Source organism: Bacteroides sp. AM10-21B, assembly GCF_003472565.1.
Classification (GTDB): Bacteria; Bacteroidota; Bacteroidia; order Bacteroidales; family Bacteroidaceae; genus Bacteroides; species Bacteroides propionicigenes.
In genome coordinates this window covers 312,996-330,633 of record NZ_QRME01000004.1, presented here as the reverse complement: position 1 = coordinate 330,633, position 17,638 = coordinate 312,996, and the positions used below count along the sequence as shown (strand labels likewise).

The window sequence follows — 17,638 nt, the reverse complement described above, 5'->3', positions numbered from 1 at the left end:
ATATTAGAGGCTGTTGTAACTGATACCTTCCAAATCCATAAAGCGCTTTAATGCTTCCAGATAGTAATAGTCGGCATAGTTCAGCGGAGTGTCAATTTCAGAACCGTTGGGCAATGAACCGGTGGAGTGCATTAGAATGAATCCTTGGTTTTCACCCGTTTTAGCCAGATAAGCATCGCTTGACAAACTCTTTAGAATTTTTTCTGCATAATCCAAGTATTTCTTTCCATCAGGTACCATTGTACTCAACTCTATCAGCGCAGAAGCTGTTACAGAAGCGGCAGATGCATCGCGGGGAGTTTCATTGGTAACGGGGGCGTCATAATCCCAGTATGGAATCGCATCATCAGTCTTGACACGTGCCATAATCATGTCGGCCACTTTTACGGCAAAATTTAAGAAAGTGGTATCTTTTGTTTCGCGATAGCAGGCAGTGTAGCCATACACAGCCCATGCCTGACCGCGTGCCCATGAAGAGTCGTCATTCTTACCCTGAAATGTTTGTCTTTTCTCTACTGTACCATCGTTGTTGTAACTAACGACATGCCAGCAAGTATAGTCAGGGCGGAAATGATTGTGCATGGTAGTCATGGCGTGTTTAACGGCAATGTCCTTGTAGGCGTTGTTACCGGTTTCTTTAGCCACATTAAACAGTAAATCCAAATTCATCATATTGTCGATGATAACAGGAAAATTCCAAGTACCGAAATCCCAAGAACGGATAGCTGCGATAGAATCGTTGAAACGTCCGCACAAATTATCAGCTGTTTCTTTCATTACGGCAGCAATTGTATCGTTAGGAGCCAGACGCTCTGCATTACCATAACTGCAATTTACCATGAAACCTAAGTCGTGTGTACCGGTGTAATAACGTACAGGATTCAGTAGGTTAGTATATTGGATAGCCCATGCTTTTAGTGTATCGTTACCTGTCATCTCATAAGCATACCATAAAGAGCCCGGATAGAAACCGCTGGTCCAGTCGTAAACACTGCATAGGCGGCGTTTTCCCATTTGGTCGGCTGTCGGATGAGCACGGAGCGAGTCTTTAAAGGTTAGTGAGTCTCTTTCCAATTGCCTGCACAGAAAATTCATATCATAGCCAGTGCGGATGGAACGCGGCAGCATATTGGTGGATGAAATTTCTTCTGCGGTTAATTCTAATTGGGCGGAAGCTACATCCAGACCTTTTTTTATCCAACTGTAGTCTTTCTTAGGCTGTGTCTGGCATGATACTAAAGTCAGTGCACCCAAAGCTAAGAGAACAAGTTTCTTTTTCATGTTATTTGTTTTTTATGTAATTGATTTTAGTAGGTTTTGTAACGAAAGCAAAGCTAATGGATTCTTTATAGATTCAGTAGTAAGAATGTTGAAAAGGAGAATAATCCGTCTTTTCGGAATGTCATTTTTGTTGAAAAGTGTTTAGATAATCTCCAATATACCCCTTGGGGAGGTATATTGGAGATTTTATTAGAGGATAATCAGCAAGCTGATTACCATTTAGGGTTTTGTTTGAATTGGGTACATAAGTCCATTTCACGTTGCGGGATAGGCATCAATTCATGCTTGCCTTCTTCTGTATATTTTGCAACAACATAGTTGGCGCTTGAGTACCAGTTGGACAATTCATTAGATGTCTCCTGAATAGTCTTGTAGTAGATTCCCCAACGTACCAAGTCTAAGCGGCGATGTCCTTCGAATGCTAATTCGTAGGCGCGCTCTTTGCGAACGGCTTCGCGGAAAGCGGCTTCGTCCAGTCCTTCCGGCAGATCGCAGACCGAAGTATCGTCTGGATTGCCAAAACCACGGCGGCGAACTTTATTGATTGCGTCATAAGCCTCATCGGTAGGCCCGTGTTTCCATTCGTTTAATGCTTCTGCGTAAAGAAGCAATACATCTGCATAACGCAATACATACCAGTTTACATTGGATTTGTCATTATTAACGAAGCTGACAGTTTTGACATATTTCTCGATATCCCATTTTGCGGGAGTATAGTTCTGCTTTTCCTTTTGTGACTTTTCAGGGTCTTGATCTTTATCTAAAGCGGTAGCCTCGTCATCTGTTATTTTGGCTGCCCAATAGAAACGTCCGTTGGTTTCTTTATCACCATATTTGTAGTTGGCAACAGATAAATCGCGACGTAAATCACCGGCATTATTACCTTCTCTCCAATCTAACACGAAGGTATGAACCACTTTCATATTTCCGGCACAACTGCCGCTTTTACCCATGTTGACAGTGGTTTTTACTCCGTTCCATTTACCGATGCGTCCCACCGGGTCGCTGTTGTTTGAGTAAGTAGGTGAATAGAATGAGATTTCAATCAAGCTTTCGGTAGGATCCCAAACGCTGTTGCAGGTATTTTCCCACAGCTTTTTATAATCCGGCAATAAATCATGTTTGCCCGATTCAACAAGAATACTTGCTGTGTTGGCTGCATTCTCCCACTTGCTTGCATCTTTTGAAGCCCAAGTTGCATACACTTTGGTAAGTAAGCCTAAGGCTGCGCCTTTGGAGAAGCGGAAGCTGTTATCTTCCCGGTAAGTATCGTCTTTTGCATAAGGCAATACTTCGCTGGCATAGGTCAAATCATCTTCAATGAATTTGTATACATCTATCGGGTCTGCCTGTACAAAAGTGTTCGGGTTTTGGTTGGACATTTGGGTACTGGTCATCAGAGGTATATTTTCATAGCGGCGTACCAACTCAAAGTAATACATGGCTCTCAGAGCTCTGGCTTCTCCCATATAGATGGTAGCCAGTGCTTTATCTTTCTCTGAGTAGGTGTTTATCTTGGCAGAGACACCTTCCAGAAAGTCATTGGCTCTGTATATGCCGGTGTAGAGAGACTCCCACGTTTGTTGTACTTCTGCTTGTGTAGTGGGGTAGGCATTGGTAGGCAGAATACGGAAGTTCTCTGTCGTGCTTCCTTCTACTTGTGCGATGTCTGTTCCCATTGAGAAGTAAATGGACATATTATATCCATACATGGCGTCTCTTACGTTGGTAAGGTAGATACCAAGCAAAACATTCTGCGCTTCACCCGCATCGTTCAGGTAGTTTTCCTTTTCTACTTCAGTGCTGATTTCTTCTTCCAACGAACAGGCGGCAGGAAGCAGACACATTGCTGAAAGAGCTATATAGTATATTAATTTTTTCATATTATCTGTTTTTATGAATTAGAATTGAAGATCTATACCGAATGTAAACACTCTACTCTTAGGATAAGCACCCCAGTCCAGTCCCGGTCTCATCGGGTCGTTCAAACTGTTTACTTCCGGGTCATATCCGCTATAATTGTTCCAACAGAACAGGTTCTGGCCTGTTGCGTAAACACGCAGTTTGGATACATAGAACTTGCTGGTCCATTTTTTGGGCAGGGTATATCCTAAAGTGATGTTCTTGAGACGCAGGAACGAGCCGTCTTCAATGAAGCGGGAATATACGTCGTTGGTGATGTAACCGTCGAATGCAGGTACCAAGTTGGAAGCATTGGTCGGGCTCCAACGGTCTGCTACTTCGGCAAGCATATTTCTGCGTGAACTTCTGGATTGGGTAGCATACAGGCGTGTAGCGTTATAAATGTCATTGCCATAGTTAAATTGAAACATGAAGCTGAAGTCGATTCCTTTATATTCCAGTGTATTGGTGATACCGCCAAACCATTTCGGCATGGCATTACCAATTACGGTACGGTCTGCCGTCGTAATTTTGCCGTCACCGTCCTGGTCTTTATATTTCACTACACCGGGTCTTACGCCACCTGTGTAACGTGCGTTATTGGTGATTCCGTCTTTCAGTACTAACTGACCGTTCGTGTTGGTATAGAAATCGTCAGCCTGATAAATTCCATCGAATTCATAACCGTAAATCAAGCCTAACGATTCACCTACTTTGGCTATATAATCGTCACCGGTAAAGTTTGAATCAAAGCCGGAGCGGGCAAGTCTGTACTGTTCACCGGAAGAAAGCGCTTCCAATGTATTCTTGATAAATGAAATGTTGAAGTTGGTCTGCCAGTTGAAATCCTTGGTCTGGATGTTGGTAGAGCTTAAGCTAAGTTCGATACCTTTATTCTGGATTTTACCGATGTTCTGCCATTGTGAGCTGAACCCGGTAGCGTGTGCCAATGACTGTGCCAGCAATAAGTCTTTGGTGTTCTTGATGAAGAAGTCGGCTGTTACATTCAGACGGTTGTCAAAGAAACCTAAGTCAACACCTAAGTTCACAGTGCTTGAACCTTCCCATTTCAAATCGGAGTTTTTGAGTTGCTTCGGAGTCAATACAGTTACGGTATTGGTTCCCACACCGTATTTATTATCCGTGTATAGGTCCATAGACAGATAGTTGGTGATACGGTCGTTACCGACAACACCCCAACCAAAGCGGACTTTGAAATTGGACATCCATTCGAGGTCTTTCATGAAGGCTTCTTCGGATACACGCCATGCGGCAGAGAAAGAGGGGAAAAAGCCCCATTTGTTCTTTTGTGAGAATACGGTAGAACCGTCGGCACGTACAGTGGCAGTCAGCAAGTATCGGTTGTTGTAGCTATAGTTGGCACGGGCAAAGAAAGAAAGCAACATCTTTTCGTTGTAGCCGCTTTCTACCTTACTGGGAACAGCTCCTAACCCTAAATTGTTATTTCCCAAATTGTCAAACGGGAAGTCCATAGCTTCACCCAATAAGTGTTCACTATTTCTGTAAGATACTTCATGACCTAACATAATGTCGTAATTATGCTTTTGGATTTTTTGTTTCCAAGTCAGGGTGTTGTTATTGCTCCAACGTACGTCACGTCCCATTTGGGTACGTCCGTATGGCTTTTGACCGTTACGGTAAGCTTCTTTTGAACCGTCTCTGTAGAAGATGTCTATGCGGTTATTGGTGGTATTGTAAGTCCCGGCAGTTTTGAAGGTTAATCCTTTGATGATATCCCAAGTAAGAGCACCGTTTGCCGACCACATTTCGGCACGCTTGTTATTGGTTACGGATTCTGTTTGCTTCACTGGATTTACCTGTGCCAAACTTTCACCGGTTTCCAGCATTTCGGGGTCGATGGCAGAGTTCAGCAATGCTTCGTCAGTCAGTTTAAGACCGCCGGTAGGGCGGGCGCTCAATATTTGTGCCAACATATTGAAACGTCCTGAATCGGCAGAAGTACCCGCACCTTTACGGTTGGTTTGCGCATAGTTTACGGTTACGTTGAATGAAACTTTCTTATTGATTTTCTGATCGAGACGGAACTTGGCAGTTGTTTTGTCGAAACCGCTGTTTTTGAAAATTCCGTTTTCAATATAACGTGAGAATGAAGCATTGTACTTGGTGTTATCATTACCGCCTATCAATGACAGGTTATGGTCTTGTGACCAAGTAGGGTTGAAAGTTTCGCCCTGCCAGTCTACACCGCCAAGACCGATATAGTCTTCAAGTGACTGATAGCGGTAAGGCGTACCATCCTCATCGTTTCCTTCTTTATAGTATCCGGTGCTCAATTCCGGTTTTACTTCCCCTTGTAATTTTACGAATTCGTAGGGAGAGAGTAAATCCAATGTTTTTGAAATCTTGCGGTAAGTAGCGGAACCGTTGTAGGTAACGACGGGCTTGCCTGATTTACCGGATTTGGTTGTAATCAATACTACGCCATTGGCTGCACGCGCACCGTAGATAGCCGAGGAAGAGGCATCTTTTAATACTTGGATAGATTCAATATCGGAGTTGGACAGATAGTCTATGTCCGATACTTCAAAACCGTCTACAATGTAAAGAGGGGAGGCATCACCGGTCAATGTACCCACACCGCGGATGCTGATGTTGAAACCTGCCCCCGGAGTACCGTCGGTAGAAGTGATTTGTACACCGGCAATCTGACCGCCTAATGCTCCGGCAATAGAACTTGTCTGAAAGCCTTCCACGTCTTTGGCAGATACCGAAGACACGGAACCGGTAAGGTCGCTTTTCTTCATTGTGCCGTAACCTACCACTACAACTTCATCCAACGTTTTGCTGTCGGGAACCAATTTAATGGTAAGCTGGGTTTTACCTTGTATTTTTACTTCTTGTGTCAGATAGCCAATGTAGCTGACAACTAAAGTTGCGTTCTTGTTTGCTGTCAGGGTAAAGTTACCGTCTAAATCGGTAGCTGCACCGGCCTGTCCGCCTTTAACTTGAACAGTTGCACCGATAAGAGGAATATCGGTTTCGTCAATAACAACTCCTTTCACGGTCACACCTTGTGCAAAGGTGATAATGGAGACGAGGAGAGCCAAGAGGGTGATATACCCTCTTTTGCTCAATGTATGATATGTTGGTTTATACATAATTATATTATTGTTTTGTTAGATTAAAAGTTTTCGTCGAACCAGATGGCAACAGGCATGAATCTTTTATCTTTATTGTCAGTTCCATCAGTGCTATATACAACTTGAGGGATAAGGACACCATCAAGATATTCACCAGAAGCATTTTTCCACATATCGGGGTTAATAACAATTGATCTATCTACTTGGTTAATATATCCTAATGTCATATTTAAGTTCTTGGTGTTGTCAAAATTGTCACTAGTGTCTAAAGCCGACATTGGCTTTTTAGCTCCATAATTGGGCACTCCATTTTTAACTCCTGTAGTTTCATAGAAGTTTTTCCACAAATATTTCATTATATTATTGGTTGCATCACCCTCTTTGGCATCAGGTTTAAAGCCACTTGATGTTGTTGTGTTAATATCGAAATAATTGAAATTGGCTCGAAAGTCTATTATTAGATTTTCGGGAGTTATTGTTTCCGGTGCTGCTGAACGTCCACCAGTTCGAGGATTTACTCGAATGGCAAATGGCTTATATTTTACTATGGATGCATCTTTCACGGAGTTATATCTAATGAATACGGGTGCTGTAACAGTATAAGCTAAATCACCTTCGCCAACAGTAGCTTCTACAACAAGCATTCCTATACATACACCTGGAGTTTTTGATTGTAGTTTGGCGTTTGAGAAATCAATCTTACCTGTTTTATTGTTAATTGTAGTACCTTCTAATTGTTCTTTAGCCCCTTGGACTCTTTTAACCATTATTTTCCATGTTGCACTCCTACCGTTAAGGTCAGTCTTGGGTTGTAAATCTAATGCTTTTAATTCATTAAGATTTTCTATTTCATATTGGCTGGCGTAATTTTCAACCGGCGTTAATCCCAGATTATTGCCATAATGGAATGTAAACTTATTCGGATTCGCCTTTATTACTAATGGGAAAGAAATTGTAACTTCTCCTTTCGGATTAGTTGCTTTTACCTTAACCGTATAATCATTAGGTGCTAATGTGTTATTCTCTGCAATAGTAATGCTACCGCTAACCTTATCAATGCTTATTCTTTTCTTTTCAATTTGGTCTTTGATAGCACCTTCATTATCAGAAAAGTCAAATATTACCTCGTCTCCAATAAAACCGTCGGCTAATGGTATGGCATATCCTTTTCCTTCGTAAGTTTCGGGAATCTCGTATTTGAATTTTTCCGGGACAATAGGAGCAATAAAATCTACTACTGTAACAATATAGGCTTCAGGGAAGTCTGCATTTCCGTATTCATTCGTAACGGCAACATCTACTTTATATATATTACCGATAGTAGCCAGAACATTCTCCGCAATGGTAATCTTACCGGTTGTTGCATCTATCGTGAACCCTGATATTTCGGGGGTAATGGATTTGATAGCATAAGTTCTCCCTTCCAAAGAACCTTGTATAGTCGGTAATTCTGATTCGTGTGCTGTCATTCTTTCTACTCTTACTTCATTCGGAGTGTACAGTAAGTTCAGAGGTTTGGAGATGACATTGAAAGTTACAGCATCTGCATAGAGGTGTTCGCCGGCTTTTGTCTTTAGCTTTAAGCTTATTACATACTTCTCTCCCGGAATGATATTGTCTTTCTTGTCAGGATTGAACGTGATAATGCCGTCGTTAGAGATAGTGAAGTACTTTAAATACTCTTTGCTTTCATCTTCCGCAATAGAATATCCGGTGATGCTTACATGCTTTTCTGTGTCGGTTGTGACTTGTGCACTGGCTTCCCACCACTTTTTATCTTCCATTTTTACAACTACTTCGGCAGGAGTAACTGTTACACCTTCGGGTACAGCCAGTAGCATATTAATCTGGACTGCATTTTTAAATTCAAAGTACTTGCCGTTAGAGTAGCAGCCTACACTGATGGCGTAAAGTCCGGTAGCAAGATTCTCTGTGTTCTGGATGTTGATAGCACCGGTTTCGGCATCTATTACAAAACTTTCGGTTGTGCAGGCTTCGTCATTGAGCGTAATGCCTGTGATAGTGAAGTCATAGGGAGCGCTACCTTTATAAGTAGGTGCTTCCAGTGTGTACGCCATAGAAGGACCTATGTCCGTTACACCATAATAATGAAGAATAAATCCCGTTGAGTCCGTTGTCTCCGTTTTGTCACAAGAGGCGCAGACTAAGGCCAATGCTATTATAGCAAAGACCTTTAGTGACCTTGAGATGGTTAACAATTTGGTTTTCATGTTAAAAACAGTTGTTGGTTTTTATTAGTAAAAATTCGATTTTTATGCAGCAAAAATATAATATTTGCTCGTGGATGTTAACACGCTTTGTTTCAGCTTTCTTTGAAAACCGAATATTATTATCAGAGTTGTTGAATGAAATATTAGATTTGTTGAAAACCGCCGGTCAAACCATTCTAAGTGAAAAAAATATGAATAGAGGAAAAAATTTTTTGATGTACATCAAACGGAATTATCTCCCCTTTCATCCGCTATCCTTTCGATTTCTTTATGTATTCTGTCGGTAGGCAGCCTATGTATTTCTTGAAGCAAGTAGCAAAATAGGAAGATGAATTGAACCCTACCATGCTGCTGACTTCGGCTACCGTATAGCGTCCGCTCTTTAGCAGTTCCGTTGCTCTTTTGAAACGCACCTTGCGGATAAAGTCGATGGCGGATTCTCCTGTGATTGCTTTCAGCTTTAAGTGCAGGTTGGAGCGGCTCATGTTCATCTTTTGTGCAAATTCGTCGGTAGAGAATTCTATATTGTCTATGTTCTCCTCCACAATTTTCACGGCACGTTTCAGTAGCTCTTCGTCCATGACATTGAAAGTAATTTTTTCCGGTTCCACTTCCAGTGACTTAGCATATCGTTCGAGCATGTGGCGGCGGGTACGCATCATGTTCTGTATCTTGGAGGTGATGACGGCTATGGCGAAAGGTTTGGGGATATAATCGTCCGCTCCTACTTGCAATCCTTCCAGCTGATCTTTTATGTCAGTTTTGGCGGATAGGATAATAACCGGGATATGGCAGGTACGGATGTTTTGTTTTACATTCTTGCATAACTTGATACCGTCCATTACGGGCATCATGACGTCAGTGATGATGATGTCTATTTCATTATCTTTCAGCTTTTCCAATGCTTCTTCACCGTTGCCGGCTTCCAGTGTGTTGAACAAATCAGACAAGCCGCTGCACAGATAGTGGCGGATTTCCTGATTGTCTTCTACTATAAGGATAGTACCCCGTTTCTTATCGCCGGTTTCCAGAACTTTATTTTCCACTTTCTCCGTATCGATGAAGTACATGTCTTTGGAGTTGGTGGAGTAGACTTGCTCTTCTTCCTCCGGGCGGTTGGAGTCAGCCCGTTCGGACAGTTTGTAAGCCGAAGGGTCTTGTGGCAGATAGACGGAGAAAGTACTGCCTTTGCCTTCTTCGCTTTCCAGTTCAATACGTCCATGATGTAGCTCTACCAGACGTTGAACCAGTGAAAGGCCTATTCCGCTTCCTATATGCTGACTTTCTATCTGATAGAAACGCTCGAATACCTTTCCCTGTTTGTTGATGGGGATACCGATACCGGTGTCACTGACTTGCAGTATCAGCCAGTTCTCCTCTTCTTTCAGGGTTACGGTAATGCTTTTTCCGTTGTCCGTATATTTAAAGGCATTGGATAGAAGGTTGTTGATAATCAGCTCCAAATAGTTAGGGTCGAAAAGCTCCTCTCTGTCTTCCAGTTCCGAATGGAAAGCATAACTGATTTCTTTGTGGCGTGCCAGCTTATCGTAATACAGGAAGTTTTCGCGTATCAACCGGTAAGCATTTCCTTTCTTTACTTTCAGTTCGAATACTCCGAGTTCCGCACGGCGGTAGTCCATGAGTTGGTTGACCAGATGAAGCAGGCGGTTGGCGTTTCGTTGGATATATTCCAGTTGATTACGGGTCCAGCGGTCGTTGATTTTACTGATGACCTCCTGCAGCGGTGCTAATATCAGGGTTAGCGGAGTACGGAGTTCGTGTGAGATATTGATGAAGAAGCGCATCTTCATCTGGTTGATTTCCTCCCGATGTTCTTTGTCGCGACGTTCTATTTCGAGTTCAGCTTCCATGCTCTTGCGTAGCCAGAAGAAGCGGAATACAAAAGTTATGAAGCCGATGAATGTGGCGAAGAACAGGAGGATAGCCCACCAAGTTTTGTACCATACGGGCAGTATTACGATTTCCAGTACGGTTGGTGTGGCATTCCATTTGCCGTCGTTGTTGGCGGCTTTCACCATAAAGTTATAAGTGCCTTGCGGCAGATTGGAGTAGGAGACAGTACGTTTGTCCGTGAGGTAGTACCATTCTTTGTCGTACCCGTCCAATTTATAGGCAAAGGTGTTGTGCTGCCCGGAGATATAGTTTGATACGACAAACTCCAGCGAGAAGGCCGTTTGCCAAGATTTCAGCGTGATGCTCTTTGTGTCGCTGATATTCTTGGTGAGAATACCGGTTTCATCGTCCGGGCGGACAGTTTTGTTGAAAAGTTCCAGTTTGGTGATTACAACCGGGGGCGTATAGGGATTGTCTAACAATAATTCCGGGCGGAAAGTGGTGAGTCCGTTTATGCCGCCAAAGTACATTTCACCATTGGAGGTGCGGCAACAGGAAGAGGTGTTAAACTGGTTGCTTTGCAGACCGTCGGCTTCCGTAAAGCTGCGAAATTTCTCGGTTTCCGGATTGAAGCACGAAATGCCACGGTTGGTACTCATCCACAAACGGCCGTAAGAATCCTCAAGTATGCCATAGACCACGTTGTTGGGCAGACCATTGGCTGTGGTGTATCGTTTTATCTGCTTGTCTTTCTCGTTGAAGCAATAAACGCCTTCGCGCGTACCTATCCAGATTATACCGTTGGTAGCTTCGTAAATATAGTTTGTGAATGCTTTGATAGTAGCGGATGAAGGCAAAAGCGATATGTGCTGTATATCTGTGCCGTGTTGCCTGAATACGGATACACCTTCCTCGCTCCCTACCCAAAGGCGTTTCTGTGAATCGCGAAATAAGGTTGTAATCTTTTGGAAAGAAATCGGTGTCCCGTCATTTTCTTGGTTTATGGTAGTAAAGCTCCGTTTCTCCGGGTCGAAGTGCACCAATGCACTTAATGTACCCAGAAGGAAGTTATTGTCTTGGTCGGGGAGAATGGCATACACGTTTTCGTTGACCAGCTTGCTGTTGCTTTGGTTGAAGTTTTCCATGCGTCCGTTGCTGCGGTGCAGGATACTCAAACCACCGGCATGGGCGCCTATATATACTAATCCTCTCTGTTCGTCTACGTATACGGATTTGATATTGTTGGAACCGAAGCCGTCTTCACGCTGGCTTTCTTGCAGGGCGTAGTGAACGAACTGTTGGGTGGTGGGAATGTAGAGATTCAGTCCGCCGTCATTGGTCCCTATCCATAAGTTTTTTTGTTTGTCTTCAACGATGCAGCTTACGACATTATCGCTTAAAGAATTCTTGAAAGGAATACTTTTTATATTCTTAAAACGGTTGCGGATAGGATGGTAGTAGTTTAGTCCGCCGAAAAAGGTGCCTAACCACATACCGCCTTGCGAATCCATGAAGATGCTACGTACCGAGCGTTGCGACAGGCTGCCGCTTTCTATGGGATTGCTGCTGTAAGACATGAAAGAGTCGTTCCCTTCATGGTAGATATTAAGATCGTTGAAAGTACCTATCCACAAGCGGTTTTGTGAATCCAGCGCCAATGAACGGATGTAATTGGAACTGATGCTTTGCGGATTGGAAGGAGAATGTTTATAGGCCTTGACTTCCCGGGTCTTGGGATTGACAAGGAAAAGGCCTGACCCTTCTGTTGCCACCCATATGCGGGTGGGCGATTGTTGAAGTATGCTTTGAATCTGCTTGCTGTTTGGTATGTAAGTGAGCTTTTCAAACTTCTTCTGTGAAATGGAATAGTTGTATATCCCGTCTTTGGGTGTGCCAATATAGATTTGCTCGCCATATCTGTAAAGGGTAGATGCGACTATTTGGCGCATTGTGGAGCTGAGGGCGTTGTCTGCAAATTGGGAGGAGGGGATGTCGAACATGGTCAATCCCTCTAATGTGCTGACAAGCAACAGCTCCGGCGATACTTCTACAATACCGGTGATTTGCAAACGCTTGCCGTTCTTTTCATAGAAGAAGTTTTGAAATCTGTCTTTCTCCTCATCGTAATAGGACAAGCCGTCACGAGTGCCTATCCATACGCGTCCTTTACTGTCGGTCATAACAATGCGGGCTATGTCGTTGGCGATACTGTTCGGGTCGCTCTCATCGTGCTGATAAACAGTGAATGCGTATCCATCGTATTTATTGACACCGTCGTAAGTGGCAAACCACATATTGCCGAGCTTGTCTTGGGCTATGGAGAATACAGTGCTCTGCGACAAGCCGTCATTAATGGAAATATAAGAGAAGTTTATCTGTCCCCAAGCTTCTGAATAAGCATAAGAGACTCCTGCCGTACATAAAAACAACAGGAGGGCTGCTATCTGTTTAAGATTACTCATTATAAAACCGTAAAATTTATGATGGACCAAAGATAGTGATATCTTTCAAAATTTCTGTTAGGTTATGGATGATTTGCACAAATATAGGGTTTTCTGAAACAAATGGGGGGAAGTATGAGTGATAGCTTTCGTACTTTTGCGATATAATTTAAGTTTAATATCAAAATAGGATGAAGAAAAACATTTTTATTATCTGTATGGTGGTGGCTACAGGTTGTATGGCAACACTGACTGCACAAACCAAAGGCACTAAAGCATTGGTCCCCTTGACTGAACGGGTAAATGTGCAAGCCGACTCTGCACGCCTCAATCAAATTATAGATGGCCGTTGGGTGGCTGTCGGAGCTAAAAAGGAACATGCCATTCAACGGGATTTTACGTGTCTGTTCAACGGCAAGCCTTCTTATCGTTTTGAACTGCGTAAGGAAGACAATACTTTGGAAGGATATGGAAAGGGAGAAACGAAAGGTCGTGCCGAGTTTTCTTATTGTTACGCTACTTCAGCGGATTTTAACGGATTGCCGGAAGACACTTACCGGAAAGCACAAATCACGAAAACCGTTTATCATCATGGAAAAGGTATTTGTCCGCAAGGCGCCTCACGGGATTATGAGTTCTCAGTATACATTCCGTCTACTCTGGACAGCAATGTCTCTACCATTTTCGCGCAATGGCATGGTATGCCCGATCGTACACTTGTCCAGACTCCTAATGGCGAAGTGAAAAAGCTGACGGTTGATGAGTTTATAGAGTTGGAAAAGACCACTATCTTCAAAAAGAATACAGGCCATGAAAAGGTAGCCAAGTTGGACAAAGAGGGGAACCCAATGAAAGACAAACAGGGAAATCTCATCTATAAGGCCGGAAAGAAGAATGGCTGGTTGGTAGAACAGGGCGGTTATCCACCGTTGGCTTTCGGGTTTTCCGGAGGTTGGTTCTATATCAAGGCTAATTCGGATCGCAAATGGCTGACGGATAAAACCGACCGTTGTAATGCCAGTGCTGAAAAGACCCCGATAATGAAGTCGGTAACTTCCGATTACAAGTCGTCTACGATAGCCTATAAGATGCCTTTTGCAGATTTTCCTAAGGATTGTTGGGTTACTTTCCGTATTCATATCGACTGGACTACATACGGCAAGGAAGCCGAAACCATCGTGAAGCCGGGCATGCTGGATGTACAAATGGAGTACACCGACAAGAAGAAAGCCGTTAAAGAGCATATCGTGAATAATGAGAAAATTCAGATAGGACGTAATGATGATGACGGCTACTACTTCAAATTCGGTATATATCGTGTTGGCAACAGTACCGTGCCGGTATGCTATAACTTGGCAGGATACGAGGAGAGGTAATTCTCTATCATATGCTTCCTGCTTTGTATGATTTGCCAGCGATAGACGAGACAAGTGGTAAGGAAGTATACTCCGGTTTGTACCCATAAAGCCTGATACTCAAATGAGACTTCATTGAGAGTGGCTCCCATGCTGTTGATACGTACATAGCCATTGATTCCGAAAGTGGAAGGGAAAATATAGGAGAAATATCTCCAGAATGCGGGCATTGCCGCTCCCGGCCAAGATATGCCGGACAGGAACAGTAGGGGCACGGAAGTAAATACGAATAATAACATACAGGTTTCCCGGTTGCGTATGGCAATGGATGCCGTCATTGCAAAAAAGATGCAAGCTGCCAGGTAGGGCAGGACAAACAAAGTCAGCACACCGGGAATCGCTATTTGGTTGAGGCTGAAAAGACGGGGCACTACACATAGGATGTATACGGCTACCAGTGAATAGACCATAAAATAACTTAACCCTTTTCCCATAACAATGCGGAGTGTACCGTTATAATGACGGTTGATAGGAACTAAATCTTTGAAACGATTGTGCTCGCGGGCGGTTCCGGCGGATAAGCCGATGCCAAGTAGCAAAGTTTGCTGTATAATCAGTATGAGTACGGCTGGTATCAGGAAGGCGGCAAACCCGTTTGTTGGATTGAAAATGGCTACATCTTCGTATTCAATGGGGTAAGCTGTTATTTCATCTTGGCGTGCGGTGGTGTTGCCGGCGCGTTCCATCTTAATAGTTGCATTCATGGCGAGCGATACATTTGTATTGGCTGTCAATAACGCTTTGTAGTAGAGCAGTCCGCTCATATCGCAGAAAATGCTGACTTGTGTCTGTTTGCCCCGGGTTATATCATCACTGAAATGGGTGGGTATGTAGATAATGCCATAGGCTTTACGATCCTTAAGCATGAGTTTGGCTTCTTCCATGTCGGCGCAATGCGCCACGATGCTTGTTTCGGGGCTGGCATCCACTTTCCGCAGATATTCCCGGCTTAGTGAACTGCGTGAATTGTCTACGACTACGGTAGGTACTTCACGGATTGTTTCGTTTGTGTAGATGAAAGAGTATATCAACGGATAAACCAACGGAACAAGTACAAAGAAAATCAGCACCCCTTGATCGCGGAAGGTTGTGCGAAATTCCAGTTTCCATATATAGAACAAGTCATATATGCCTTGTACGACTTTCTGTTTGAACGTCAGTTGTTTCATTAGGGTACGTATTTATAGGATATCAATGCTCCTTTCAGCCTGTGGGCTACAAGGAAAGGAAGTATCATGAAAATAAGCAATGCTACATAATTCATCCATGAATAAATCATTGGATAGCCGTTCAGGGCCTGATCTACATAGATAAGGAAATAGTGACGCAGGGGGAATAAATTTGCCAAACCTTGCAGTACGGGGTGCATAGCCATAGCCGGGAATGACAGTCCGCACATGGAGAACGACAATACTCCCCATAAAGATGCGAAGCTCAGTCCCAACCGCAGTGTGGGAAGAGTGCCTATCATCAGTATGCCCATGCCTTGTGAAGCCAGTACCAAGCAAAGCGTGGCAAGTAACATCGGCAGAATTCCGCTATTGCAGGGAAAGTGCAGGAAGCCGTATAGATATACATTATATAATATACCCATAAGGAAGAAGACAGCTGTATGAGGCAGTAATTTCCCGGCAAGGGAAATCCAGATAGAGTTATTACCTGTGCGCAACCATTCGCGGGCGGTGCGGTCTTTAATTTCTACACCGATGGAGTAAACGGTTATCATAAAGATGAGCAACATCAGTACACCCGGAGCAAATGTGTTGCACAGATATACGGAATAGTTCAGCCAGGGATTGTTCAGTGGGTGGGTGTCGATGACAATCGGTTGCAGAAATGCCATTGCCTGGTCTTCCGTAGCACCTTTGGCGTACAATGCAGTGCGTGCGGCGGCTCCTGATGCCAGTTCGCTCATCATCTTCATATCCTTAAAAAGCAATGAACCGGCTATAAGTAATGTATTGTTGGTGTAAAAAGAAACTTTGGGCTGACGTTGGGCTTGTACTTTGGCAGTTGTTCCATCGGGGATGTAGTAGAAACCGTAAATCTCTCCCTTTTGCATGGCGATGCGTGCATCGCCAATATTAGGGTAATGGGCTATGACTGCTGTTTGCTCGAAAGCATCCAGATTGCGTATCAATTGGCGGGAGGTGGTAGTCATGTCTTGGTCTACTACGCCGACCGGCATATTGGTGGGCAGACCGGAATCCATTAATGTCGTGAAAAAGACATAACAGAACAGAGGCGCCACTATCATACAAAACAGGTATAGCGGACGTGAAACGAGGCGGTGGAACTCACGTTTCATCACATTCCACAAAGCTATGTATTTATTGTTCTTCTTCTCCATTATTACTCCATCACTTTATCATCTTACCGCTATCAGTCATTTTGTCACTTTTTCAATATCACACTCATGCCCGGACGCAGTCTTTCTACTTTTTCCTGCGGAGACGCTTTGACTTCGAATGTCTTTAAATCGAATTGCCCGGTAGTTTTGGTAGCTTTCCAGGCGGCATATGTACCGAGGTCTTTCATGTAGTATACTTTCAGGCGGATGTTTTTGTCAAGAGCGGGAATGAAGGCTTCGAATTCTGTTCCCATGCCTAACCCTTGTAATAAATCCTCGCGTACATTGAAAGTAACCCACATATCTTCCATGATGGCAATATTCATAATGGGAGCGCCTGTACCTACCAGTTCGCCAACTTTAGGGAATATCTCGGAGACTTCTCCGGCTGTCCGAGCTATCAGATAAGTTTCTTTGATGTACGATTCCACCTCGGCTACAGCACCTTTTGCCCGTTCTACCAAGGCGGCTGCGGCGGCTTTGTCTTCGCGTTCGGCACCGTTCTTAGCCATGGTATATTGGGCTTTGGCGGCTTTCTCGGTGGCTTGTGCGGCATCACGTTGTGCGGTTACTTCATCCAGCTTTTGTGCGGACATCACTCCTTGGTCGTGCAGGTTCTTTACGCGTTTGTACGACTTCTCCGCTATGGCAAGTCCGGCTTGGGCTTTCTGCCACATTTCGTAAGCCGCCTGTATCTGCTCTTGGCGGGCGCCTTTCAGGGCTTTTTCGTTTTGGGCTTGTGCGGCGGTTTCGGCAGCACGTGCCTGTTCCAGCTTGGCTTGTACATCCGGAGCCTCAAGAATGGCAAGCGTGTCTCCGGCTTGTACGTTCTGCCCTTCCTTTACCCGGAACTCCAGGATACGTCCCGGAACTTTGCTTGATACTCGATACTCCGTTACTTCCGCCTGGCCTTGTATGATTTCCGGTCCTTTACGCAGCATGAAGAAACCGACCAAAGCTACGATGGCAATTACCCCCGTTAAAGTGAGGAATGCCAGCAGCATATTACTGTTTTGTGATTTTGTATCCATTTTATGATCTA

The 17,638-nt window shown here is 43.9% G+C and carries 9 protein-coding genes; 1 reads left to right on the top strand and 8 read right to left on the bottom strand.

The features are described from left to right. Positions 1 to 3: 3 nt before the first annotated feature. The 5 genes from DW121_RS07160 to DW121_RS07140 form a co-directional block, all read right to left on the bottom strand. Positions 4 to 1,281: a DUF4995 domain-containing protein gene (locus DW121_RS07160; protein WP_118323393.1), complete on the bottom strand. Its 1,278-nt coding sequence runs from the start codon at positions 1,279 to 1,281 to the stop codon at positions 4 to 6. A gap of 212 nt (positions 1,282 to 1,493) precedes the next feature. Continuing rightward, positions 1,494 to 3,164: a RagB/SusD family nutrient uptake outer membrane protein gene (locus tag DW121_RS07155; RefSeq protein ID WP_117712173.1), complete on the bottom strand. Its 1,671-nt coding sequence runs from the start codon at positions 3,162 to 3,164 to the stop codon at positions 1,494 to 1,496. 18 nt (positions 3,165 to 3,182) lie between these two features. Then, positions 3,183 to 6,323 (bottom strand): SusC/RagA family TonB-linked outer membrane protein, encoded by a 3,141-nt coding sequence (locus DW121_RS07150; protein WP_118323392.1) that lies wholly within the window; start codon positions 6,321 to 6,323, stop codon positions 3,183 to 3,185. Between the two features lie 23 nt (positions 6,324 to 6,346). Beyond that, complete coding sequence (locus tag DW121_RS07145) at positions 6,347 to 8,536, bottom strand: surface glycan-binding family protein (RefSeq protein ID WP_118323391.1); 2,190 nt, start codon at positions 8,534 to 8,536, stop codon at positions 6,347 to 6,349. A gap of 251 nt (positions 8,537 to 8,787) precedes the next feature. Continuing rightward, on the bottom strand, positions 8,788 to 12,852 hold the full coding sequence (locus DW121_RS07140) for a hybrid sensor histidine kinase/response regulator transcription factor (protein WP_118323390.1): 4,065 nt from the start codon (positions 12,850 to 12,852) through the stop codon (positions 8,788 to 8,790). A 170-nt stretch (positions 12,853 to 13,022) separates the two neighbouring features. Between DW121_RS07140 and DW121_RS07135 the strand changes: the two genes are divergently transcribed. Beyond that, positions 13,023 to 14,207: a heparin lyase I family protein gene (locus DW121_RS07135; protein ID WP_117712166.1), complete on the top strand. Its 1,185-nt coding sequence runs from the start codon at positions 13,023 to 13,025 to the stop codon at positions 14,205 to 14,207. Here the strand turns inward: DW121_RS07135 and DW121_RS07130 are convergent. The 3 genes from DW121_RS07130 to DW121_RS07120 are packed head-to-tail and all read right to left on the bottom strand — an operon-like array spanning position 14,177 to position 17,627. Next, positions 14,177 to 15,415: an ABC transporter permease gene (locus DW121_RS07130; RefSeq protein ID WP_118323389.1), complete on the bottom strand. Its 1,239-nt coding sequence runs from the start codon at positions 15,413 to 15,415 to the stop codon at positions 14,177 to 14,179. The two genes, DW121_RS07135 and DW121_RS07130, sit on opposite strands and share 31 nt — an antisense overlap. Continuing rightward, positions 15,415 to 16,596, bottom strand: a complete 1,182-nt coding sequence (locus DW121_RS07125) for an ABC transporter permease (RefSeq protein ID WP_118323388.1) — start codon at positions 16,594 to 16,596, stop codon at positions 15,415 to 15,417. Before DW121_RS07125 ends, DW121_RS07130 begins: the two co-directional genes overlap by 1 nt. A 44-nt stretch (positions 16,597 to 16,640) precedes the next feature. Beyond that, positions 16,641 to 17,627 (bottom strand): HlyD family secretion protein, encoded by a 987-nt coding sequence (locus DW121_RS07120; RefSeq protein WP_118323387.1) that lies wholly within the window; start codon positions 17,625 to 17,627, stop codon positions 16,641 to 16,643. Positions 17,628 to 17,638 lie beyond the last annotated feature (11 nt).

What these genes read in the sequence shown, in the direction of transcription:
- DW121_RS07130 (WP_118323389.1), bottom strand. Translation starts at nt 15,415, where the DNA reads ATGAAACAACTGACGTTCAAACAGAAAGTCGTACAAGGCATATATGAC.
- DW121_RS07120 (WP_118323387.1), bottom strand. Translation starts at nt 17,627, where the DNA reads ATGGATACAAAATCACAAAACAGTAATATGCTGCTGGCATTCCTCACT.
- DW121_RS07135 (WP_117712166.1), top strand. Translation starts at nt 13,023, where the DNA reads ATGAAGAAAAACATTTTTATTATCTGTATGGTGGTGGCTACAGGTTGT.
- DW121_RS07140 (WP_118323390.1), bottom strand. Translation starts at nt 12,852, where the DNA reads ATGAGTAATCTTAAACAGATAGCAGCCCTCCTGTTGTTTTTATGTACG.
- DW121_RS07150 (WP_118323392.1), bottom strand. Translation starts at nt 6,323, where the DNA reads ATGTATAAACCAACATATCATACATTGAGCAAAAGAGGGTATATCACC.
- DW121_RS07160 (WP_118323393.1), bottom strand. Translation starts at nt 1,281, where the DNA reads ATGAAAAAGAAACTTGTTCTCTTAGCTTTGGGTGCACTGACTTTAGTA.
- DW121_RS07125 (WP_118323388.1), bottom strand. Translation starts at nt 16,596, where the DNA reads ATGGAGAAGAAGAACAATAAATACATAGCTTTGTGGAATGTGATGAAA.
- DW121_RS07155 (WP_117712173.1), bottom strand. Translation starts at nt 3,164, where the DNA reads ATGAAAAAATTAATATACTATATAGCTCTTTCAGCAATGTGTCTGCTT.
- DW121_RS07145 (WP_118323391.1), bottom strand. Translation starts at nt 8,536, where the DNA reads ATGAAAACCAAATTGTTAACCATCTCAAGGTCACTAAAGGTCTTTGCT.